Origin of the sequence: Faecalicatena orotica, assembly GCF_003149245.1 — a bacterium.
Lineage (GTDB): Bacteria > Bacillota > Clostridia > Lachnospirales > Lachnospiraceae > Faecalicatena_A > Faecalicatena_A orotica.
Window position 1 is genome coordinate 44,272 of record NZ_QGDL01000002.1, and the last position, 22,591, is coordinate 66,862.

General features: G+C 41.9%; 19 protein-coding genes. 11 read left to right on the forward strand and 8 right to left on the reverse strand.

Annotated features, from left to right (window positions below; translation table 11 throughout):
- Nucleotides 1-68: 68 nt before the first annotated feature.
- From A8806_RS04085 to A8806_RS04095, 3 genes are all read right to left on the reverse strand, one after another.
- Nucleotides 69-1,478 carry a sensor histidine kinase gene (locus A8806_RS04085; protein ID WP_109729912.1) on the reverse strand — a complete coding sequence of 470 codons (1,410 nt, stop codon included), beginning with the start codon at nt 1,476-1,478 and terminating at the stop codon, nt 69-71.
- Nucleotides 1,479-1,509: 31 nt separating this feature from the next.
- Nucleotides 1,510-2,211, reverse strand: coding sequence for a response regulator transcription factor (locus A8806_RS04090; RefSeq protein WP_109729913.1), 702 nt, complete (start codon nt 2,209-2,211; stop codon nt 1,510-1,512).
- Between the two features lie 99 nt (nt 2,212-2,310).
- Nucleotides 2,311-4,686, reverse strand: a complete 2,376-nt coding sequence (locus A8806_RS04095) for an endonuclease MutS2 (protein WP_109729914.1) — start codon at nt 4,684-4,686, stop codon at nt 2,311-2,313.
- Between the two features lie 138 nt (nt 4,687-4,824).
- Here A8806_RS04095 and A8806_RS04100 point away from each other — a divergent pair, with 138 nt between their 5' ends.
- The 11 genes from A8806_RS04100 (at nt 4,825) to A8806_RS04150 (ending at nt 16,429) form a co-directional block, all read left to right on the forward strand.
- Nucleotides 4,825-6,114, forward strand: a complete 1,290-nt coding sequence (locus A8806_RS04100; protein WP_109729915.1) for a S1C family serine protease — start codon at nt 4,825-4,827, stop codon at nt 6,112-6,114.
- Nucleotides 6,115-6,234: 120 nt separating this feature from the next.
- Nucleotides 6,235-7,176, forward strand: coding sequence for a 3'-5' exoribonuclease YhaM family protein (locus A8806_RS04105; protein WP_109729916.1), 942 nt, complete (start codon nt 6,235-6,237; stop codon nt 7,174-7,176).
- A gap of 88 nt (nt 7,177-7,264) precedes the next feature.
- Nucleotides 7,265-8,677: a 23S rRNA (uracil(1939)-C(5))-methyltransferase RlmD gene (gene rlmD, locus A8806_RS04110; protein ID WP_109729917.1), complete on the forward strand. Its 1,413-nt coding sequence runs from the start codon at nt 7,265-7,267 to the stop codon at nt 8,675-8,677.
- Between the two features lie 6 nt (nt 8,678-8,683).
- Complete coding sequence (locus A8806_RS04115) at nt 8,684-8,881, forward strand: 23S rRNA methyltransferase (RefSeq protein WP_109729918.1); 198 nt, start codon at nt 8,684-8,686, stop codon at nt 8,879-8,881.
- A 114-nt stretch (nt 8,882-8,995) separates the two neighbouring features.
- Complete coding sequence (locus A8806_RS04120; protein ID WP_109729919.1) at nt 8,996-12,298, forward strand: ATP-dependent DNA helicase; 3,303 nt, start codon at nt 8,996-8,998, stop codon at nt 12,296-12,298.
- 128 nt (nt 12,299-12,426) lie between these two features.
- Nucleotides 12,427-12,846: a hypothetical protein gene (locus A8806_RS04125; protein WP_109729920.1), complete on the forward strand. Its 420-nt coding sequence runs from the start codon at nt 12,427-12,429 to the stop codon at nt 12,844-12,846.
- Nucleotides 12,821-13,054, forward strand: a complete 234-nt coding sequence (locus tag A8806_RS04130) for a hypothetical protein (RefSeq protein WP_109729921.1) — start codon at nt 12,821-12,823, stop codon at nt 13,052-13,054. Before A8806_RS04125 ends, A8806_RS04130 begins: the two co-directional genes overlap by 26 nt.
- Before the next feature lie 109 nt (nt 13,055-13,163).
- On the forward strand, nt 13,164-14,510 hold the full coding sequence (locus A8806_RS04135; protein WP_109729922.1) for an MATE family efflux transporter: 1,347 nt from the start codon (nt 13,164-13,166) through the stop codon (nt 14,508-14,510).
- 14 nt (nt 14,511-14,524) lie between these two features.
- Nucleotides 14,525-15,490 carry a DUF1848 domain-containing protein gene (locus A8806_RS04140; protein WP_109729923.1) on the forward strand — a complete coding sequence of 322 codons (966 nt, stop codon included), beginning with the start codon at nt 14,525-14,527 and terminating at the stop codon, nt 15,488-15,490.
- Nucleotides 15,471-15,674, forward strand: coding sequence for a hypothetical protein (locus A8806_RS04145; RefSeq protein ID WP_109729924.1), 204 nt, complete (start codon nt 15,471-15,473; stop codon nt 15,672-15,674). Before A8806_RS04140 ends, A8806_RS04145 begins: the two co-directional genes overlap by 20 nt.
- 80 nt (nt 15,675-15,754) lie before the next feature.
- The gene (locus tag A8806_RS04150; protein WP_109729925.1) at nt 15,755-16,429 is read left to right on the forward strand and encodes a hypothetical protein; all 675 of its coding nucleotides are present in this window, start codon (nt 15,755-15,757) and stop codon (nt 16,427-16,429) included.
- A gap of 173 nt (nt 16,430-16,602) precedes the next feature.
- Here the strand turns inward: A8806_RS04150 and A8806_RS04155 are convergent, their stop codons facing one another.
- From A8806_RS04155 to A8806_RS04175, 5 genes are all read right to left on the reverse strand, one after another.
- On the reverse strand, nt 16,603-17,505 hold the full coding sequence (locus tag A8806_RS04155; protein WP_109729926.1) for a dihydroorotate dehydrogenase: 903 nt from the start codon (nt 17,503-17,505) through the stop codon (nt 16,603-16,605).
- The gene (locus tag A8806_RS04160; protein WP_109729927.1) at nt 17,506-18,216 is read right to left on the reverse strand and encodes a dihydroorotate dehydrogenase electron transfer subunit; all 711 of its coding nucleotides are present in this window, start codon (nt 18,214-18,216) and stop codon (nt 17,506-17,508) included.
- Nucleotides 18,217-18,302: 86 nt separating this feature from the next.
- Nucleotides 18,303-19,571 (reverse strand): dihydroorotase, encoded by a 1,269-nt coding sequence (locus A8806_RS04165; protein WP_109729928.1) that lies wholly within the window; start codon nt 19,569-19,571, stop codon nt 18,303-18,305.
- Nucleotides 19,568-20,782 (reverse strand): M20 family metallo-hydrolase, encoded by a 1,215-nt coding sequence (locus A8806_RS04170; protein ID WP_109729929.1) that lies wholly within the window; start codon nt 20,780-20,782, stop codon nt 19,568-19,570. Before A8806_RS04170 ends, A8806_RS04165 begins: the two co-directional genes overlap by 4 nt.
- A 336-nt stretch (nt 20,783-21,118) precedes the next feature.
- Nucleotides 21,119-22,516: a dihydroorotase gene (locus A8806_RS04175; protein WP_109729930.1), complete on the reverse strand. Its 1,398-nt coding sequence runs from the start codon at nt 22,514-22,516 to the stop codon at nt 21,119-21,121.
- Nucleotides 22,517-22,591 lie beyond the last annotated feature (75 nt).

A 22,591-nucleotide genomic window follows, 5' to 3' on the forward strand; every position in this document is an offset into this window, starting at 1 on the left:
GGACGCCGGACAGGAAGGACAATCGCCCATGATTGTCCTTCCCGCCCGGCGTCTTTTTACATAAAAGGTTAATTTTCTTTTTTACTGAGTGAGAAGATAAATTCTGTCCCTACCCCTTCGGTACTGATTACATTAATATGTTCATCGTGGGCCTGTATTGCCTCTTTTACGATTGCAAGTCCAAGGCCGGTTCCTTTTTTATCTTTGCCGCGTGAAAGGTCTGATTTGTAAAAACGCTCCCAGATCTTGTTCAGTTCTTTCCTCGGAATGCCGATGCCGGAATCTTTTACGGAGACAAAAATCTTCTCACCGCGCGCAGTTACCTCGATCGTGACGGAGGATTCATTTTCACTGAACTTAATCGCATTGTCGATCAGATTATAGAGGACCTGCTGTATCTTGCGTCTGTCCGCATAAACAAGGACTTCGCCGGGAAGCAGCAAAAGCCCGATGGAGATACGTTTCGGGGTACAGGCACCTTCAAAAGAAGCTGCCGTATTCTTAATCATTTCCTGAATATCGAATTCTGTTTTATCAAGAAGCAGTTCCTTTGTATCGAATTCGTTCAATGTCAGAAGGTCTTTTGTCAGGTCTGTCAGACGCTCTGTCTCAAATAAAATAATATCGAGATATTTTCCATGCAGCTCCGGTGGAATCGTCCCGTCCGTCATGGCCTGCACATAACCCCTGATGGAGGTCAGCGGGGAACGGAAATCATGGGAGACATTTGCTACGATTTTCTTCTGGTATTCTTCCATGTCCCTAAGCTGGACGGACATGTAATTCAGTGAGGCCGAAAGATATCCCATCTCGTCATGTGTGTTGACTGGAATTTCATAGGTCAGGTTCCCGGACGCATACTGGGTAGCTGCCTCGGTGATCTGGCGAAGCGGCCGGTAAATAAAAAAGTGGAAGGCGAGCAGCAGGATAAAGGACAATATAAAAATCACGGCAACAGTTATATAGACCGGGAACATCATCCTGCTGCTTGTCTGCTGGATATAGGAGACGGGCTTATGGATGAGGAGGTAACCACGGATATAAAACCCCTGTGTCACAGGGGCCATGACTGTGATTACGTCCTCCGTGAAATACCCGTGGTAATCCCCGATAATATACTGGTCGCTCCCGATCTCGGCAGGGTCGAAATTCTCGATCATATCCGGTGCGGCTGTGTTTTCAAGATTGGCAGAAGTAATCAGGGTACCATCCTCTTTTACGAACCAGAGTGAGGAATTCAGGTACTGTTTTGCTGCATTTAACTGGGAATGCACGGCGCGCGTGGAGTTATCTTCCTGAAAATAGGACGGAAGATAGTCGGCAGCCATTACATTTGCCTGCTTGTATAAATTCTGAGAGTCATTCTTTTCCAGACGGTCAAGCATCAGCTGGCTCGTCAGAATTCCTACCGTAAAAAAACTCAGGAATCCAAATATAATATAGATGATGATAAACTTTAAGTACAAAGTACTCTTCATGCCGCACTTCCTTTTTATGTCTATTACAAACTTACTTTACTTCGAATTTATAACCAATTCCCCACACGGTGCTCAGCCCCCAGGACGGATGGTCCTTGATCTTCTCGCGCAGTCTTTTAATATGCACATCCACGGTCCTGGTGTCTCCGATATACTCATAGCCCCAGATCTGGTCGAGGAGCTGTTCACGCGTAAACACCTGGTTCGGGGATGCCGCGAGGAAATAAAGCAGTTCAAGCTCCTTTGGAGGCATTTCCACCGGGTGGCCGTCACATACAACGGCATAATTCGTAAGGTTGATCGTCAGCCCCTCATACTCAACGCATTTCGCCTTATCCTCGGCAGGCTCCTCGGTTTTCACAGGATGATATCTGCGGAGGACGGCACGGACTCTGGCCACCATCTCCTTGGAATCAAAAGGCTTCATAATATAATCATCCGCACCCAGTTCCAGTCCCAGAACCTTATCGAACACTTCTCCCTTTGCGGAGAGCATAATAATCGGCGTGGAGGACTTAGCCCGGATCTCACGGCAGACCTGGTAACCGTCAATACCCGGCAGCATCAGGTCAAGAAGAATCAGGTTCGGGTGGTAAGTCTCAAAGGCAGACAGCGCATCCTCCCCGTTATAAACCATCTTTGTATCAAAACATTCCTTCACAAGGTACAGCGATATCAGTTCCGCGATATTCTCGTCGTCATCGACAATCAAAATTTTCTGTTTAGCAACCATGAGATGCCTCCTTTAATAGGGGTCTGACCCCTTTGAACTCCGTATTCTGACAATTAAAACAATTCGGGGTGATAACCCTAATTTCTGTGATATTGTGTATTATTTAAACTCAACTATAGTAACCCCTGCATCCCCTTCTCCGAACTCTGCGAGCCGGTAGGATTTGACATGCTTCTGCCTCCTGAGGTATTCGTGGATGCCTTTGCGAAGCGCCCCGGTGCCTTTTCCGTGTACGATACGCACGGTGTTCAGGTGGGAGAGCAGTGCATCGTCCAGATACTTATCCAGTTCGGAGACTGCTTCATCTACAGTTTTGCCGAGAAGGTTGATCTCCGGCCTGACGGACAGGGATTTGCTCATCTTCATTTTGCTTCTTGAAGTACCTTTCTTGCTGCCTGTGGAATAAGAGGCTGGCTCATCGATGATCTCAAGATCGGATATATTTACCTGTGACCTTAGAATTCCCATCTGTACGGTGAGGTTACCGCGGGAATCCGGCAGGGAACTGACGGTCCCGGTGAGGTTCATACTCAGTACCTTTACGGATTCTCCAAGCTTGAAATCCCCCGGCTTGTATGCCTTTTTCTGTTTCTGGACAGGGAGAGCATTGGCGGAAGACGTTTCTTTTATCTTCTGGCGCAGGCGTTCACGCTCTTTTTCCATATCGGCGGCGGAAATACTTTCTTTCCCGAATTTACGGAAATTCTTCATCGTTTCATCCGCGAGCTCTTTGGCCTCACGCAAAATTGAGCCGGCCTTTTCGTTCGCCTCTTTCAGGATTCTGTCGCGCTGTTCCTCGATCTTTTCCTGTTTCTGTTTTGCCTGTATTTTCAGCGACTCGACTTCCCTTTTGTAGGCGGCGATCGCTTCCTGTTCTTTTTCGATGGTGCGTTTGCTTGATTCCAGATCGGTCAGCAGGTCTTCGAAGGAGACATCCTGCTCCGACAGTCTCTGTTTTGCATCCTCAATGATATAATCCGGCAGTCCTAATTTTCCGGAAATGGCAAATGCATTACTTTTCCCGGGAATTCCGATTAACAGGCGGTACGTCGGCTTCAGGCTTTCTACATCGAATTCACAGCAGGCATTCTCAACGCCCGGTGTAGACAATGCGTAAACCTTCAGTTCACTGTAATGGGTGGTAGCCATTGCACGGATATTCCGCTGATGAAGATGGGAAAGGATTGCAATAGCAAGCGCCGCACCTTCAGTCGGGTCGGTTCCCGCGCCGAGCTCATCGAATAGAACGAGTGACTTTTCATCCACATCTTTCAGGAAAGATACAATATTAGTCATATGGGATGAGAAGGTACTTAAGCTCTGCTCAATACTCTGCTCGTCCCCGATATCTGCGTAAACCTGATGAAAAATGGCAAGTTCTGAACGGTCCCCGGCCGGGATATGAAGCCCTGCCTGCCCCATCAGTGTGAAGAGCCCCACTGTTTTCAGAGAAACCGTCTTACCGCCGGTATTTGGTCCGGTAATGATGAGCAGTGTAAAATCTTCACCGAGTGAAACGGTGATTGGTACGACTTTCTTCGGGTCCAGCAGGGGATGGCGCCCCTCGCGGATGCGGATACGGCCTTCTGTATTCAGGACCGGACGGCTGGCGTTCATGGACAGTGCAAGAGAACCCCTTGCAAAAATATAATCCAGATCGGTCAGCAGTTTATAATTGGTACGGATTTCTTCTATATATTCAGCGGTGTCGGCACTAAGGCGGGCAAGAATCACCTGAATCTCTTCCTGTTCCTTGGCATAGAGTTCCTTTAAATCGTTGTTCAGTTTGACAACTGCCATTGGCTCGATAAACAGCGTAGACCCTGTGGAAGACTGGTCATGGATCAGTCCGTTCACCTGGCTGCGGTATTCTGCCTTCACGGGCACACAATAGCGGTCCCCCCTCATGGTAATGATCGGGTCCTGCAGATAAGTGCGTAGGGAACCATTTACCAGATTTGTTAGCGTTGCATGTACTTTATCATTGAGCGCGTTCATACTGCGGCGGATACTTTTCAGGGTGCTGCTCGCCTCATCACTGATTTCATCTTCGGCAGGGATGCACCGTTCAATCTCCATCGTCAGCGGAGTCAATGGTTCCAGCTGATCGAAAAGGGCATCCAGACAGTCAGCCAGTTCCTCCTGTGTATCGTGGCGGCCATATGACTTTGCACGTGCTGCGGTCTGCAAAAGCTTACAGATGCGAAGCAGTTCCCCGCTCCCGATGGCGCCCCCGATCTCCAGCCTTTTCAGGGATTCCCCGACAGGGAAGGCATCGCTTAAGGAAATGCGCCCTTTCTTTACGATTCTTGTAAATGCAGCGGCCGTCTGCTCCTGGCAGGTATTAATCCGCTCCAGGTCTGTCATGGGCTTTGTCTTGCGGCAGAGCTGCTTTCCCCTCATAGAAGAGGCCTGTTCCTCCAGTAACGAGATAATTTTATCAAATTCTAATTTATATAATGTTTTCTGATTCATACTTTTCACCTTTTTGCTTAAGTTCATAGGTACATTCTACATTATTTAATGCATAATGAAAAGGATAAATTGAAAAGGATACTTATTGAACAATCCCCATGAATCGGTTATACTATAGACTAAAGGAGATTAGAACCTATGCCGTACGATGAAGATCCGAAGCAGAAGCCGGAACATGGATTGGAAGAGCAGAAAGAAGAGCAGTTTTCTTTCCTGCAGGAGACGATTAAGCCAAAACCAGTCACCAGGAGAAAGATCCTGACACAACTCGCAAGAGTAGGTATCTATGGACTGATTTTCGGAGCGTTCGCCTGCCTTGGTTTTTTTGCGCTCAAACCCTGGGCACAGACGAAACTTCAGGGCAGCCCGAAGACCGTGACCATCCCGGATGATGAGGAACCGGAGACGGAACCCGCGCAGGATCCACAGGCAGAAGTGGTTCAGACCCCTGTATTAGATGCGGAAAGCTATAAGGAGATTATGAAAAGCGTCTATGAGACTGCCAAGGATGCAAATAAGGGTGTAGTATCTATACAGCCGGTACAGGCTGATGCGGCCCTTTCTTCCGACGGAAGCGGTACCCAGAACAGTGCGGCCGGAATCATCGTGGCGGACAACGGTCAGGAACTCCTGATGCTCTGTGAAAACAAAATTTGTGCAGAGGCTGAAAAGTGGACAGTTACATTCTCGGATAACAGCGAGTATGGAGTGTCCCTGAAAAAGCAGGACAAGAACAGCGGACTTGCGGTATTTGCAGTTCCGCGTGTCAAGCTTACAAGTACAACATGGGAAAATATAGAGGTGGCAGCACTTGGAAACTCGAACCTCACTACAAAGGGCGATCTGGTGATGGCTCTGGGTAATACCTTCGGATATGCAGACGGAATCGGATATGGAATCGTAAGTTCCAATGAATATCAGGAGACACTGGCAGACGGGCAGCGCCGTGTTCTTGCCACGGATATTGCGGCAGCGTCGAACGGTACTGGTATTTTATTCAATCTGTCGGGTGAAGTGATCGGCATGATTAAGCCGGGGATCTGGAACGAGACGGAGAATAATACCGCAAAGGCAATTGCGATATCGGACCTGAAGGCTACGATCGAACTTCTGGTGAACGGCGACAGCGTACCATATATAGGGATTTACGGAACTACAATCAATGATGCAATTGCAAAAGAGCAGGAGATGCCAACCGGAATTTATGTTACACAGGTGAGTACGGATTCACCTGCAATGGCAGCAGGTATACAGAACGGCGATGTTTTGCAGGAACTTGCCGGAGAAAAACTTTCGAATCTCTTGTCCTATGAAAAGGCAGTGTTGGAATGCAAGGTAGGACAGCCTGTAAAACTGAAAGGAAAACGCCGTGGTGCCGGAGGTTATGTTGACATTGACTTTACGGTGACTGTAGGCAGTCTGGAGTAGGGCTGGGGAGTGAACAGTAATAAACAGATAACTGGAAATGCGATACGGCTGCCAGGATACTTGGCAGCCTGAATTATGTAATTTTGCCTGAAAGGCAGCACATACAGAATGGAGGACAACATGAAGTTTATTAACGAATTACATGAAGGAGAAACAATAAGGGGGATATACCTGTGCAGAGGAAAACGTTCTGCCGAGACGAGGAACGGTAAGGCTTACGACAATCTTTTGCTTCAGGATAAGACAGGAACACTTGACGGAAAAGTATGGGACCCAAATTCACAGGGGATCGCCGATTATGATGAGAAGGACTTTATCGAAGTATTCGGTGAAGTGATCAGCTACAACAACAACCTGCAGCTGAACGTAAAACAAATCAGAAAAGCAGGCGAAGGCGAGTACGACCCGGCCGACTACATGCCTACATCAGAAAAAAGCGTGGAGGGAATGTACAGCGAACTTCTGTCCTATATACGCCAGATATCCAATGACTACCTCCGTCAGGCTGTAGAATACTACTATGTCGACGATGCAGAATTCATCAAAGCCTTCAAAGGCCATTCCGCAGCCAAAACAGTGCACCACGGATTTGCAGGCGGATTGCTCGAGCATACACTCAGTGTTGTAAAGCTGTGTGAATACTTTGCAGGAACATACACAATCTTAAACAAAGACCTGCTGATCGCATCCGCAATCTGCCACGACATAGGCAAAACAAAAGAACTTTCCGCATTTCCGGATAACGACTATACCGATGACGGACAACTGCTGGGCCACATCATCATAGGCATAGAAATGGTAAGCGAAGCAATCCGCGCCATTCCCGGCTTCCCGGAAAAACTGGCAAGCGAACTAAAACACTGCATCATCGCCCATCACGGAGAACTCGAATACGGCTCACCAAAAAAACCAGCACTGGCAGAAGCAATGGCACTCAACCTGGCCGATAACGCAGACGCAAAAATGCAGACATTAACAGAAATATTCAAAGACAAAACAGGTACAGAATGGCTGGGGTATAACAGACTATTCGAATCAAACCTGAGGAAAACATCAATCTAACCTTAATTGGGGACGTAATCTTTTTAAAGAATACTACGTCCCCAATTAAGGTTAGTGGTGTACCAAAACGTGCAAAAGGGGTATATTTATGCAAAAGAATGATATTGTTACAGTGACAATTGATGATATTGGAGTGAGTGGGGAAGGTATAGGCAAGGTGAATGGCTATACCTTATTTATTAAGGATGCGGTGATCGGTGATGTGGTTGAAGCGAAGGTGATGAAGGCTAAGAAGAGTTATGGGTATGCAAGATTAATGAATATTATTACGCCCTCACCTGACCGTGTAAAAGCGAAGTGCCAATTTGCCCGGAAATGTGGGGGATGTCAGGTTCAGGAAATGTCTTATGAGAAACAGCTAGAGTTTAAGAACAGGAAGATTGAAGGCAATCTGGAACGTATCGGGGGATTTTCTACAGAGCTTCTGGAGGAAGTGATGGAGCCGATTATTGGGATGGATGAGCCTTTTTATTATAGGAATAAAGCGCAGTTTCCGTTTGGAACAGATAAAGAGGGGAATCCGGTTACTGGTTTTTATGCCGGGAGGACGCATGATATTATAGCAAATACGGAATGTGCCTTAGGGGTTCCTGTGAATCGGGAGATTCTTGAGATCATTCTGGCTTTTATGAGGGAGTACCGGATTTCGTCTTATGATGAAAAGAGTGGGAAAGGGATTATGCGTCATGCGTTGATTCGTTTTGGATTTACGACGAAAGAAGTTATGGTCTGTCTTGTGATTAATGCGAAGAAGCTTCCTCACGGTGAGGAATTGATAGAGGAATTGGTAAAGATTGATGGTATGACAAGTATCAGCATTAGTTCTAATATGAAGAATACAAATGTCATCATGGGGGATAGCTATGAGGTCCTGTGGGGACAGGGATATATTACGGATTATATCGGCAATATAAAGTATCAGATATCTCCGCTGTCATTCTATCAGGTGAATCCGGTACAGACGGAAAAGCTTTATGGACTGGCTTTGGAATATGCAGGACTTAAGGGGTATGAAACGGTCTGGGATTTATATTGCGGAATAGGCACTATTTCACTGTTTCTGGCCCAGGGGGCAAAACGGGTTTATGGTGTGGAGATTGTACCGCAGGCGATTGATGATGCAAGAAATAATGCACGGATCAATGGGATAGAGAACGCAGAATTTTATGTGGGTAAGGCAGAAGATGTGCTGCCAGAGTATTATAACAGATATGGACAGGAACATCCGGGTGAGAAAGCCTGTGCGGATGTGATTGTAGTAGATCCACCGAGGAAAGGGTGCGAGGAGTCACTGTTGAAGACAATGGTGGAGATGGAACCGGAAAAGATTGTTTATGTGAGTTGTGATTCGGCTACGCTGGCAAGAGATTTGAAATATCTCTGCGCGGCCGGGTATGAGATAAGGAAAGTTCGAGGAGTAGATCAGTTTCCGATGAGCGTGCATACAGAAACGGCCTGTTTGCTTTCAAAACTGCATTCAAACAAACATATCGAGGCATAACTTTAGATGGACGAACTTGATTTGACTGTGGAAAAGAGTAAAGTAGCTTATGATCCGTTAAAGGAGTATGCGTTAAATAGGACAGGACTTGAGGTGTCTAATCTGTATATTGCACAGGTAAAGGACAGGCATGGGGTGAAGAAGAGAGAAAATTACAATTTTCCTAAAGCAGAGGATACATTGAGACATTTTCAGATGATTTAATGCATTTTTATTTATGGGGATTATGGGGAATATAAAATGAATTAGAACAGTTTATCAAGGAAGATATACTAGCAAAATAATTGATGATGATAAAGAGATAATGACGAGGTGATAATGTTGGATTGGAAAAAAAGAGAATTAATACAATCTCATATTGCGACACATACACAAAGGTCAGCGGAGGATCAGGCGGCTGTATCTACATTAGAGTATTTTTTGAGATCAGATGGTCGAATTAATACTGATTTTTCAAGTGTAGATAAGTGGCCTAATCATGATGGAACATTTGAGTTTGTTTCAAATCCAAATATCATTAGGTGTCCCAAACAAAGTTTTTCAGTTCAAATAAAAGGAACTCATAATTTTATTGAAAAAGAAGGTGTTATTTCATATAGTTTAAAAAGTTTATCGTATCCAGCATATATTGCAAATAATGTTACAGCAGATCCAGGCATTTTATTTGTAGTTATAAATCCAGATGTGAGAGGGGCAGAAAGAATTTATTGGAGATATTTGTCTACATCAATCATTAATGATATAGATTTTAACAAAGACAGTTACACTATTAAATTCTGTCAAGAGGATGAGATAAGAAATACTGATGAAAGTATTAATGAGTTTTGTGAAAAATTAGATCAGATTATTGAAACTCATTTGTTTTTACAAAAATTATGTAAAGAGAGTTTGAAAAAAGAAGAAGCATTAGAAATGATAAATTACCGCTGCCAAGAAATATCGACGGATATAGAGTTGGTAAGCGGAAACCATGAACTGAGAGATTATGTTTCAAGGAGAATTGTTACTGGATTATATGATTTGTGTTATGCTGCTATGATATTAAATGCAGTTAAGTTGGGATATACCGATATAAATGAACAACTAGCATGGGAGGTCTCTCAATTTAAAATTGAAACCAAATATTTAAGTAATTTCTTAAAAGGGTTAAAATATATTGCTCATCGGATTCCAAAGGAGGGGCAGTCCGAGAGATTAATGCTTAAATACTATAGTTATCTTTGGGAAATTAGAAGATTTTTGAAAAGAGATTTCTTAATAGATGTATTAGAAAATTTAGAAAAATTTCCATTAGATTTGGATACTCTAGATACTGAATATTATGAAACAGTTGCAGAGTGTATTGAAAATACAGATTTGACACCAAGAAATGTTAGAGTATCAAGATATTATGTTCAAAAGAAAGTTCCGTTTTTCGTTGATGGGGAGAGATATTTTGAAATTACACTTCAACTTGCGGGATTATATTCAACAAAATATAATAGAATAACTGTTTATAGTAAAAAGAATATTTCAACAAATTATTCGATTCAGATAGCATATTCGGAAACAGGAATAGAACTTTGGGGAATAAAGAATAAAATTAAGATTTTGAATGAGTGGAAAGTAGCTATTGATCCGACCTGTTTAAATAAGTTGGCAAAGATGTTGAAGATTCATACAAAAATCAATCGCAATTACGGCGAATATATTAATTTGATGAGATTTCTTACCGAAACAGGAATGAATTTGTTAGAAATCATTAATCTAAACGAAAGTCAATTTTATGAAATATATAATTATGTATACGGATCGACTAATACTCATGATTTTGGAAATGTTTTGCTACAATTAAGAAATAATTATTCAAAAACATCGTGTAAAATAGGGAAAAATACAGTAAGTTATTGTTTGCTGAGCATGCGGGAAGAAATATTAGAGGATTTATTTCCGAATCAATATAATAGTAAGAGTCTTTCTGGAGAATTGTATATAAGAAGTAAATGTTATCCTTTTGAAAAGAATCCGTTTATTTCGAATCTTGTTGGAAGAAAAACTAGTAGAGATATAAACAGTCTTTTAGAAATAGTGGATAATTCAGAAAAAGCAGCGTTAGTACAACCTTACTTGAAGATAGAACAATTGATAAGTGAAACTGGAGAATTATATTTTGATAAAAAATTAATCGCAAGTAAGGAAGCGATAGAGAAGTATAATGCAAGTTTAGATTCGTGGGAACGACGAGAAGGACTTTTGATTACTGAGAAGGAAGGTTTAGTATCTATAGAATCCTACGAGATTACAACATTATTTATATTAAGAAAATTGTTAGGTATGTCACATGATACTAATAGAGAACAGCAAAAGAGTAATGACCGGTATCTCAGGGAGTGTGGATTTAAATTTGAAGATCCATTAAAAAAAGTTGCCTTGAAAAATTTGTTTGTCTATTCAAAGGTAATTTTGATATATGGTGCGGCTGGAACTGGGAAAACTACATTGATAAATTATATATCCGATATGATGAATCAATCTAGAAAATTGTATCTAACAAAAACACATACAGCACTACAAAATTTGCAAAGACGTGTAAAAAATATTAGTGAAAATTGTGCATTTTCAATTATTGATAGTATTACAAGAAGCAATTCATTGGTAGACTATGATATTGTTTTTGTAGATGAATGCAGTACCATAGATAATCGGACAATGAAGTCATTGCTTGAAAAAATTGATAAAGGCACTATGCTTGTATTATCAGGAGATATCTATCAGATTGAATCAATTGATTTTGGAAATTGGTTTTATTATGCAAAAGACATTATTAAAGTCAAGGGAGCAAGCGTTGAACTTATCAATACATGGCGGACCGATAAAGAGGAGTTAAAAAAACTATGGAATGAGATTAGAGAAAAGAAGCCTATTATTACTGAAAAATTATCTATGGAGGGTCCGTTTTCAGAGGATTTAGGTGAGAATATATTTAAAAGGGAAGCTGAAGAAGTTGTACTTTGCTTAAATTATGATGGCAAATTTGGACTTAACAATATGAATCAGTACTTTCAAAATGATAATCTTCAAAGCGAGGCCGTTTCTTGGGCCGAATGGACTTTTAAGATAGGTGATCCTATAGTATTTTTAGATGTAAAACGTTCTCCATTGTTATATAACAACTTAAGAGGAACTATAGTTGATATCATGAAAGAAGAGTCAAAAATAGTCTTTACAATTGATATAAAAACATTTTTGACTAGAGAACAATGTGAGTACGAGGAATTTGAATATATCTTAAATAATGAAAATGAGACTAGAATACTTTTGGACGTTATTGCGTGGGATGATGAACTTCCAGAAGAGGACAGAATAAAAACAGTTATTCCATTTCAAATTGCATATGCCATTTCTATACATAAAGCACAGGGATTGGAATATAAATCGGTTAAAGTAGTTATTCCTTCAAGTAATGCAGAAAAAATAACTCATTCAATCTTTTATACAGCAATTACACGTGCAAAAGAGAAATTGAAGATTTTTTGGAGTGCAGAGACAATGGAAGCAATTGTTAAAAGTTTTACAATTGAAAATATAGAGCAAAATACGCTTCAAATAATAAAAGAAAAATTAGGAGTGGATAATGAGTAAATTGAGTTGCAAACTTTTCTGTAGTGACTCTATTGCATTCTTTAAAATGATGTAAAAGAGTTGAGAATGGAGAGATTTATTTTGAGTATGAGACACATTATTATGAGTTTGACGATGACGGAAGATATATGGATGACTGGAAAACCTGGCACAATGATGTTTTTGGGGTGATCCCATTTCTGGACAGAATTTTTGCGGGATGTCATGATTTACTGTGTCTGGAGGAGTATGAGGATGCAGCGAGGGTTTTAGACAGGGTTTGTGAGCTGAATTTTATGGTTGAAAAAGCTGAGGATTCTGAAGACGAGCCGGAGGAGGAAGCATTTTCCTTGTCTGATGCGGATAAAGAGGGTATGTTTTCCAGAAAACTCTCTGATGTAGGAGTGGATTGGATTAGAGCGGTTTATCAATTGACAAATGGACAGGATAAGAGAAGCCGGATTCAAATATTTCTTAGAATGTTTGAACATCCGGTATGTCAAAAAATCAATCTTAGAATCCTTTTGGGAGAGGGCCGCATACTTGTATTACGAACTAGAGAAAGATGATAAATATATATCCTATCTGGAAGAACATCTGGAAAAGAGGAGTAAAGAATATTCTGCCTTGATTACATATTATCAGGAACACGGCCTGCAGGCGGAGGCATGTCGTGTTGCAGAACTGGGACTTAAACGATGTAAGGAAGATTTGACGGACTGTTCATATCTGCCTTTTGCTGGAGGCACGGAAAACCGGCGACCAGAAGCAGTTTGAGAAGCTGCTTGCCAGTGCAAAACGGAGAAAATATGTGGACGTTGAAAAAATCAAAAAGGCGTTGGAGGGATCTCATATGAAATAAACTTTCATTGGGAGTGGTAAACTTATGAAAAAGACAACGATTATGACAGAAGGTACGATTTGGAAGAAAATGCTGTTTTTTGCAATTCCGCTTATTATGGGGAATTTGTTCCAGCAATTATATAATACGGTGGATTCTATTATTGTGGGAAATTATGTTGGGAGCAAGGCACTGGCTGCAGTCGGGGCAAGCGGTGCCGTTGTGAATCTGCTGGTTGGCTTCTTTGTCGGTGCATCGGCAGGGGGAGGGATTATAATATCCCAGTTTTTTGGCGCACAGGACAAGGAGGGGCTGCATAAGGCTGTACATACCACTGTTGCGATTTCAATTGTGGCAGGAATTGTTTTGACTACGGCAGGTATTCTACTGGCGCCTGTTATTCTTCGGGCGATGGGAACACCGGCGGAACTGTTTCAGGATGCAGTGGTATACCTTCGGATTTTTTTCGCAGGGATTGTGTTTTCTGCTATTTACAATATGGCGGCAGGGATCCTAAATGCTGTTGGTAATTCGAAACGTTCCCTTATCTATTTAATTATAGCGGCCATAGCTAATATATTTCTTGATCTGTTATTTGTCGTAGTGTTAAAGATGGGGATTGCAGGGGCCGCATTTGCTACAGTTATCAGCATGTTTATCTCTAGCGTGCTTATCTTTTTATTTCTGACAAGGACGGACGAGATATACCACGTAAGAATACGGGATATCCGTTTTTACGATAAGCTGCTGGGACGGATTATCCGGGTTGGGTTTCCGACAGGTATACAGAATATCGTGATTTCTGTGGCACATGTCTTCGTACAGTCCGCGGTGAATAGTTTTGGTTCTGTGGTAATGGCAGGCTATGCGGCATATCTGAGGATAGATGGCTTCAACCTGCTTCCGGTAATGAGTATAGCAATGGCGGCATCCACCTTTACCGGGCAAAATATCGGGGCAGGGAAACTGGAACGTGTGAAGAAGGGGATGTTCACGTCAGCGGCGATGGGAATCGTCTATGCTGTAGCCAGCGGTATACTCCTTATGCTTTTTGCACCGCAGGTCATCGGAGTGTTTACCAGTGACAGGGAAGTGGTGGAATGCGGGATTTATCTTATGCGGTTCTTCTGCCCGTTTTACTGGGGAATTGCAATTCTTCATATCCTCGCAGGTACTATGAGGGGAGCCGGAAAGACGAAGGAGGCGATGTTCATCTTCCTGATTTCTCTCTGCTTGTTCCGTATCATATGGATAGGAGTGGCAATGGCGGTAAAGCATAGTGTGGATTTGCTGATGATGGTCTATCCGACCTCGTGGTTTTTGGGGGCAGCTCTGAGCATTCTTTATATCTGGAAAGGAAACTGGAATAGCCCTGTGAGCGGGGGAACTTAACCGGAGGTGATTTAGTGATTATTAGTGCAAGCAGAAGAACCGATATACCATCTTATTTTTCTGATTGGATGTTTCACAGATTAAAAGAAAAATATGTGTTGGTGAGAAATCCGATGAATATGCACCAAGTCAGCAAAATAGATTTATCACCTGATGTTTTGGATGCGATTGTTTTTTGGACGAAGAACCCAATACCTATGCTGAAACGCTTGAATGAGTTGTCAGATTATACTTATTATTTTCAGGTTACGTTAAGTGCATATGGGCCGGATGTTGAGCCTGATTTACCGTCAAAAAATAAAATGCTTATACCGGCTTTTCAAAAACTTTCGAAAGAAATAGGAAAAGAGAAAGTTATTTGGAGATATGATCCTATCTTTTTTAGCGGGCAGTATACAATGGATTACCACTGCAAATATTTCAGGGTGTTAGCATCGAAGCTCGGAGAATATACAGAGAAATGTACGGTCAGTTTTTTGGATGTATACAGAAATACGGAACGGAATCTGAGTCCGCTCGGTATTATGAAAGATACTTATGAAATGCAAATGGAATTACTGGAACAATTTGTAAATATTGCGAAAGAGTATGGTTTCTATATAGATGCTTGTGCTGAAAAAAATGATTATAAAACGATAGGCATTGGACATGCGAAATGTATTGACCAGGAAAGAATTGAAAGAATAGGCGGTTTTCGATTAAACGTTGGTAAGGATACGAATCAAAGGGCTGAATGTGGATGTGTTTCAAGCATTGATATAGGAGCATATAATACGTGTAAAAATGGATGCCTATATTGTTATGCAAATCACAGTGGAAAAATGGTTTCTAAAAACTTTCAGATGCATAACCCAAAATCACCGTTGTTGTTCGGAGAAATAAACGAATCGGATATAATAAAAGAAAGAAAAGTAAAGTCTTTGAAAGATGGACAGATGATATTGTTTGAAAGGGGATATAATGGAATTTACGACTCATGACCTGACTGAGGCCAAACGACAGATCGATTCAACGCTGCACAAGTTAAGGGAAACGATAAAAACTTTGGAATTAAAGGAAGATATGAATAGATACAAATCTCAGATTACATTGGCGAAGCGGAGAGTGGATGCCTTTGAAATAGCAAACTGTCTGATAGAAGCTGAATTAAACAAACGGCAATAACAGATTGAGTGCGGAAGATAATAGTAAATATTTGATATATTTTATGAAAGTGGAAGGTATTATACGAGGAAGATAAGGTTATGGAATATCTGGTATTAAATAGTTACATAAATTTAGAAAAGAATAAACATAATTGGAAAACAATATTAAAAAAGATACCTAGACCCAAAATAGTTTGTTTTTTGATTATGTTAATAAGTGCTTGTTGCACAGTTGCTTTTGCTTTACAAGGTGAAGTATTACTAGAATTTATCAGCTTCGCTATAGAAATCATTTTTGCAGTAATTATGACTGTTATTATACAAAAGGAGTGTGTTATAAATAGTAATAGGGACATTAAGAAGCAAAATGACAGATATGATGAAATAAAAGAATGGTTAAAGAGTATAGGTTTTGAGGAAAAAAATCAAATTAAACAATTATGCCGCCGATGTGAAGTGGAGATTGAAAGTCACAAAGAGAAAGAAAGCAAGCGAGAAAAATTCTTAGATAAATTATTTGATTTCTTTTTAATTCCGATTTTTGTAGCCGTGATATCATGGATATTTAATATGGAAGGTAGCATGTCGGAACAAATAGAGATTGTAACGAAAGTGGGAATAATTGGTATTGTTCTATATGTTTTGCTATATGTCGCTTTAGATTTTTTTAGTCCTTTTATCGACAAAAAATATATCAAAATGTATGAGATGATAAAGGATATCCAAGGAGTGCTAGATAGAAAGTTTATAATAGAAAATGAAGATATTGTTTGAGCTTTTGACATATATTTATGTCAATGCATCTAATATGTTAAATGTGTCACTGTTTGGTAAAATAGTAGAATATTAATAATAAAAGTCTGAGAGTTGGAACTAATTTTATGTCAGTTCCGGCTCTCGGACTTTGAGTTTATGAGAATTTTGGAACTAGTTAAATGTTAAGAAGACTATACTATACCACGTATTTCATCCAAAGATTCAATATGGTTATCTTTTAGATATTTTTCCATTCCTGCAATGATGTCCAGTGAGATATCCGGTTTCATAAAAGTTCCGGTTCCAATCTGTACCACCTGGGCACCTGCCATGATGAATTCAATGGCGTCCTGCCATGACGTAATCCCGCCAAGTCCCATAACAGGTATTTTGACAGCCTTACATACCTGATGTACCATACGCAGCGCGATTGGTTTAATTGCCGGGCCTGAAAGTCCGGCATACCCATTGTTAAATAACGGTGCCTTTTTCTTTATGTCTATTGCCATAGCAAGGAAGGTATTGGTAAGGGAGACGCCGTCTGCACCTTCTTCTTCGCACATTCTGGCAAGTGAGACAATATCCTCTGCATTCGGTGAAAGCTTAACTACTAGTTTATGTCTGCAGATTTTGCGGACCTCCCGCACCAGTTCGCGTGCGGCTTCTGTTTTTACACCGAAATTCATTCCGCCTTCTTTTACATTAGGGCAGGAGATATTCAGTTCTAAAAGATCCAGATGCACATCATTTAACCGCTCCACTCCGCGGTAATAATCTTCTTTTGCATGTCCGCCAAGATTCACGATATTTACAACATTTTTTTCGTTAATCCAGTCCAGATCTTTTTCGATAAAGGATTCGATTCCCGGATTTTCGAGCCCTACACTGTTCATAATACCGCTTGGGGTCTCCCAGATACGTATTCCGTCGTTTCCGCCGTGGGGATGGATCATCATCCCTTTTGAGGAAAGTCCGCCTAACTTCTCAATATCAAAGCATTCTGCCAGTTCTCTTCCAAAACCGCACGTTCCGGATGCCAGGACTACCGGGTTTTTAAATGCAGCTCCGGCAAACTCTGTTTTTAATCTGCTCATTTATGCAAACACCTCACTTCCCAGAAATACCGGCCCATCTTTACACGCCGTCTTATTTCCGCTTTTCGTCTTACACGTGCATACTTTACACATTCCCATGCCGCATGCCATACGGTTTTCCATAGATACATACAGTGGCGCCTTTGCATTCAGTTTCATACATTTCTCATATAATACCCTCATCATGATTTCGGGGCCGCAGGCCAGTATGACGTCATAATCCAGAGGATTAATGGAGTCGGTGATGAAACCTCCGATGTCGATCGTGACATTATCCGCTGTGCTTCTATATTCTTTTTCCAGAACCGCCTGCCCGCTGAATCCAAGGTAAAGGTCAATCTGGTCACACATTCCGCTTTCCTTGTATTTCTTTGCCGTATAGTAAAATGGTGCGATGCCTACTCCGCCGCCGACCATGGCAACTCTCCCCTTAATATCCGCCGGAAATCCGTTTCCATATGGCCCCTGCAGAATCAATTCCTCACCCGGCAGCAAATTGCTTATAATTTCAGTGCCTTTTCCAACTGTCTTGTAGAGAAAAGATACTTTTTCACCGTCTGCGTCAAATACACTGATTGGCCTTGATAACACCGGATATTCATTCCATCCTCTAAGAAGATAAAACTGTCCGGCTTTTACATCATTTTTCTCTTCAGCTTCAATCAGATAAAAATCATCTGACAGCCTTACATTCGTTAATATTTTTCCCATAGCCTCCTGTTTCAGCAGCTAAGATCATGCCCTTTCAAGACTCTTAGCTGCAAATGCCTCCCTTCTATATATAATACTTCTTGCTACTATTTATCTTCATATACAATTCTGCCGGCGCAGATTGTATATTTGACCTTGCCATATAGCTCCTCCCCTATAAACGGAGAATTGCAGGATTTAGAATGGAATTTTTCTACCTTCCATTTTTCGAATTCATCAAATATAACAATATCGGCAGGCGCACCTTTCGCGATATATCCTACATCCAGCCCATACAGCCTTGCCGGGTTCAGCGTCATTTTTTTCAGCATGTATTCCATTGTAAGGATTCCTGTCCGAACCAGATTCGTAATGCCTAAGGCAAGCGATGTCTCTAAGCCAATCAGACCGCTCGGTGCCTGAGTAATCGGTTTTTCCTTTTCCTCTGTAGAATGGGGGGCATGGTCAGTTGCAATAATCTGAATCGTGCCGTCTTTCAGCCCTTCTAAAATTCCATATCTGTCTTCCTGTGTTCGCAATGGAGGATTGACCTTGGCCAGTGTCTTTTTTTCAAGTGCCGTTTCCTCAGTCAGGGAAAAATGCTGAGGTGTTGCTTCCGCCCAGACGTCCGCACCTAATTTTTGTGCAAGCCTGATATACTCCACAGAAATTCGTGAACTTACATGCTGAATATTGACTCTCGCCCCTGTCTCGAGTGCCAGAAGGCAGTCCCTTGCTACCATGAGCTGTTCAGACAATGCCATTGCACCACCTATTCCAAGTTCATCTGAAACGGTTCCCTTATTGATTCCCGCCTGAATCACATAATCAGGATCTTCTTCATGGAGGCTGACAGGCATTCCTGCATCTCTTGCCTTTGCCATAGCCTCATACATGAGCTTACTGTCTTTAATGGGAATCCCATCATCACTTAAGCCTGCAGCCCCGGCTTCTTTTAATTCCCGAAAGTCTGTCAGCTCCTGTCCCTGCATTCCTTTTGTCACAGCTGCGACAGACATGACGTGGATACCGGTCTGCCTCCCTTTTTCAAGAACATACTCAAGAGTCTCTTTATTGTCGACTGTTGGTTTTGTATTTGCCATGCATACTACGGTCGTAAATCCTCCTGATGCAGCTGCCAAAGCGCCGCTTTCAATATCCTCTTTATATGTCAGACCGGGATCGCGGAAATGGACGTGGATATCAATCAGTCCCGGTGCAACGATTTTTCCTTCTGCTTCTATAACATGTTCATATTCATTGCTTCTTTTATATTTTCCTAACCCGACAATCTTTCCTTCATCAATCAGAATATCGATGGTTTCATCCATTCCGCTTTTGGGGTCGATGACCCTGCCGTTTTTGATTAAAATCACTGGTTTTCCCTCCTGATATGTTCATAAATTACTCTTGCCCCATTGCAGATATCATCTATCGTGGCAAACTCCATTTTATTATGGCTGATGCCTTTATCACATGGAATAAAAATCATAGCAGTATCACAAATTGCAGCAAATGACATTGCATCATGTCCTGCCCCGCTTACCATGATGCGGTTAGATATATTTAATTCCCTTGCGGCCTTTTCCAGCTTCATCTCCAGATCCTTAGTCATTTCTATCGGAGGAATACTGCTTAATTTTTCCTCAATCAGCTGTATCTCTCTTTTTTCACAGATATTTCTCGCAGCGTCTAACACGCCGCTTTCAATCCGCCCAAGACTCGCCGTATCAATTCCCCTGATATCAATGCCAAGCTGTACTGAGCCCGGAATTACATTCATTGCGTTTGGCTTATTATAAAGGACGCCTACTGTTGCCACTGATTGATACATCGACTCTCTCTGGCCTATGCGTTCTATTTCCAATATCACTTCTGATGCCGCACATAACGCATCTTTTCTCATCATCATTGGAGTGGCTCCGGAATGCTCCGCCATTCCATGAAAATACAGATTATAGCGGACAGGTCCTGCAATCGTACTCACAATTCCTATCTTTGTATGGCATTCTTCCAGTACCTTTCCCTGTTCAATATGCAGTTCCAGATACTGCCGCACCCCCTCTATCTTCTTAGGGCGGATATTCAGTCCTCTTTCCTCAAAAATCTCGCCTAAAAGCTGACCGTCTTTTGACATTAAGCCCTCAATATCCTGTTTGTACACTTCTTTTGTAATAAGCCCGCTTCCGATCGTACAGCAGCCAAAATTACTGGACTCTTCACACCGGAAAGCCCCGACCCTGACCGGAACCTGAAGATTGTCTTCTTTTGCCCATCTTAGAACCATCATACCGGCAATCACACCTGCCACGCCGTCATATCTGCCGCCTTCCACTACAGAATCCAGATGAGAGCCAATCAGGTAATAATTATCATCCATACTGTTGCAGACATAAGTATTCCCGGCCTCATCCGCAATATCGGTATATCCCATCTCCCTGCCGCTTTTGATAAATTCCTCATGCATCATGTCTTCCACAGGCGAATACCCTAATCTCGTGACACCGCCATCTGTAGTTGAGCCTATACTGTAAAAACGTCTGAAAAGTTCCTCACAATACTGCAAATCCTTACGGCTATGTACCATATCATTTTCCTCCTGTTGCTCATATTCTCCAATTAAAAAACTGTTTTATGTCCGGTTTGCCATCTCTGGCTCCAGAGAACCGCAGTTACCAAATACATTCTTTAGTATGAGAACAGTATATCCTTCCAAAGCATCCAATGATATGTTCCCAAACGCAAAAAAAAGTCCCTGTTTTTGTTCATTTAGACAATGGAGTTTAGCCGGCAGAAAAGCCTGTCGACAGGAAAAACTGGAAAACCGGCCCCATGCGTAGGTTCTCCCAGCATGGGGCCGGCTTCCCGGTTTTTTTGTCCATGTCTGGCGACAAGACAAAAGTTTGTCAATGAAACGCCTAATTTACTGCGGCCGGATAAATTTCCCGATTTTTTTATCCTCTGACATTACTCCATCTTTCACCAATACATTTCCTCTGACGATGGTACACACAGGAACTGCGCCCACCTTAAACCCGTCATAAGCAGTCACTTTGCTCACGCTATGTAAATCATCAGCATGTATAGTTTTTTCCTGATTAAAATCCATAATTGTAATATCTGCATCAGTCCCGATTTCCAGAGAACCCTTTTGTGGATATAAACCATATTGTTTTGCCGGATTTTCAGAAAGGATGACTGCTAGTTCCTGTTTGCTTATCTTTCCATTGTTTACTTCATTTGCGATTAGCGGAACCATAGTCTCCACTGCACACATGCCTGCCGGGATGTCGAAGATAGAACCTTGTTTATCCTCTTTTCTGTGTGGTGCGTGATCGGAACATACAAAGGATAATGTTCCGTCTTTTAAACCTGTCCACATCGCATCCTGATCTGCTTGATACCTTACCGGAGGATAGCCTTTCATCATCTTTCCTACTCTGTCAAAATCTCCATTTGTCAGTGTCAGATAATGCGGGCAGCTTTCACCCGTCACATGATACCCTTTCGTTTTTGCTTCCCGAATTAGTTCAACTCCTTCTTTTGAGCTTACATGCAGAATATGGAGATGTGCATTTGTCGCTCTGGAAAAAGAAATAGCTGTCTTTATTGTTGTTTCTTCTGTAACAGACGGTCTTGTTGCCAGAAGGGCCTCGTATTCGTTTTTATAATCAGCTGGATTTACCTGTTCTGTAAAGCTTTTAATCATGCTTGCATTTTCTGCATGTATTGCAATTAATTTTCCTGTTTCCTGTACCTTCTGGAAAATTTCGTAGATTTCACCGTCGCCGAATGGGGGGATGATATCATCTCCCATGCTGCTCGGGGAATAAACGAGAGAATAGTCGCTCTTTCTGATAGAATACCCCCAGAAAAACTTAAAGCCGACCACACCCTCTTTTGCAAGCTCTTCCAGCTTATCATTATTTTCCTTTCCTACGCACAGTCCCCACATCCCAAAATCTATGCAGGCTTTCGACTCCAGATTTTCTTTCTGCCGTTCGAAACTTTCCTTGTCAACTACCGCAGGAACTGCATTTGGCATCTCAAGGATTGTCGTAATCCCTCCATATGCCGCTGACATTGTCGAATGGAAAAAGTCTTCCTTCTGTGTCTGTCCTCCATCTCTGGAATGTACATGTGTGTCTATAAAGCCGGAATATACATATTTTCCTTCCGCATCTACGACTTCTTTTGCCTCTGATTCCACATCCGGCATGGTGATTGCGGCAATCTTGCCATTTAAGACACAGATGTTTCCCTTTGTTATTTCTTTTCCGGTTACTATGCTTCCATTTTTGACCAGTAAATCGTAAATCATAGCGCTCCTCCTGCCTGTTTGTTGAAAAGGTCACTTTTATCTGAATATGATAAGTATATCTTTTCAAAGCGCTCA

Coding starts and splice junctions, on each gene's coding strand:
- A8806_RS04100 (WP_109729915.1), top strand. CDS start 4,825: ATGCCGTACGATGAAGATCCGAAGCAGAAGCCGGAACATGGATTGGAA.
- A8806_RS04085 (WP_109729912.1), bottom strand. CDS start 1,478: ATGAAGAGTACTTTGTACTTAAAGTTTATCATCATCTATATTATATTT.
- A8806_RS04090 (WP_109729913.1), bottom strand. CDS start 2,211: ATGGTTGCTAAACAGAAAATTTTGATTGTCGATGACGACGAGAATATC.
- rlmD (WP_109729917.1), top strand. CDS start 7,265: ATGCAAAAGAATGATATTGTTACAGTGACAATTGATGATATTGGAGTG.
- A8806_RS04175 (WP_109729930.1), bottom strand. CDS start 22,516: ATGATTTACGATTTACTGGTCAAAAATGGAAGCATAGTAACCGGAAAA.
- A8806_RS04120 (WP_109729919.1), top strand. CDS start 8,996: ATGTTGGATTGGAAAAAAAGAGAATTAATACAATCTCATATTGCGACA.
- A8806_RS04105 (WP_109729916.1), top strand. CDS start 6,235: ATGAAGTTTATTAACGAATTACATGAAGGAGAAACAATAAGGGGGATA.
- A8806_RS04135 (WP_109729922.1), top strand. CDS start 13,164: ATGAAAAAGACAACGATTATGACAGAAGGTACGATTTGGAAGAAAATG.
- A8806_RS04170 (WP_109729929.1), bottom strand. CDS start 20,782: ATGGTACATAGCCGTAAGGATTTGCAGTATTGTGAGGAACTTTTCAGA.
- A8806_RS04160 (WP_109729927.1), bottom strand. CDS start 18,216: ATGGGAAAAATATTAACGAATGTAAGGCTGTCAGATGATTTTTATCTG.
- A8806_RS04155 (WP_109729926.1), bottom strand. CDS start 17,505: ATGAGCAGATTAAAAACAGAGTTTGCCGGAGCTGCATTTAAAAACCCG.
- A8806_RS04150 (WP_109729925.1), top strand. CDS start 15,755: ATGGAATATCTGGTATTAAATAGTTACATAAATTTAGAAAAGAATAAA.
- A8806_RS04125 (WP_109729920.1), top strand. CDS start 12,427: ATGGATGACTGGAAAACCTGGCACAATGATGTTTTTGGGGTGATCCCA.
- A8806_RS04095 (WP_109729914.1), bottom strand. CDS start 4,686: ATGAATCAGAAAACATTATATAAATTAGAATTTGATAAAATTATCTCG.
- A8806_RS04145 (WP_109729924.1), top strand. CDS start 15,471: ATGGAATTTACGACTCATGACCTGACTGAGGCCAAACGACAGATCGAT.
- A8806_RS04115 (WP_109729918.1), top strand. CDS start 8,684: ATGGACGAACTTGATTTGACTGTGGAAAAGAGTAAAGTAGCTTATGAT.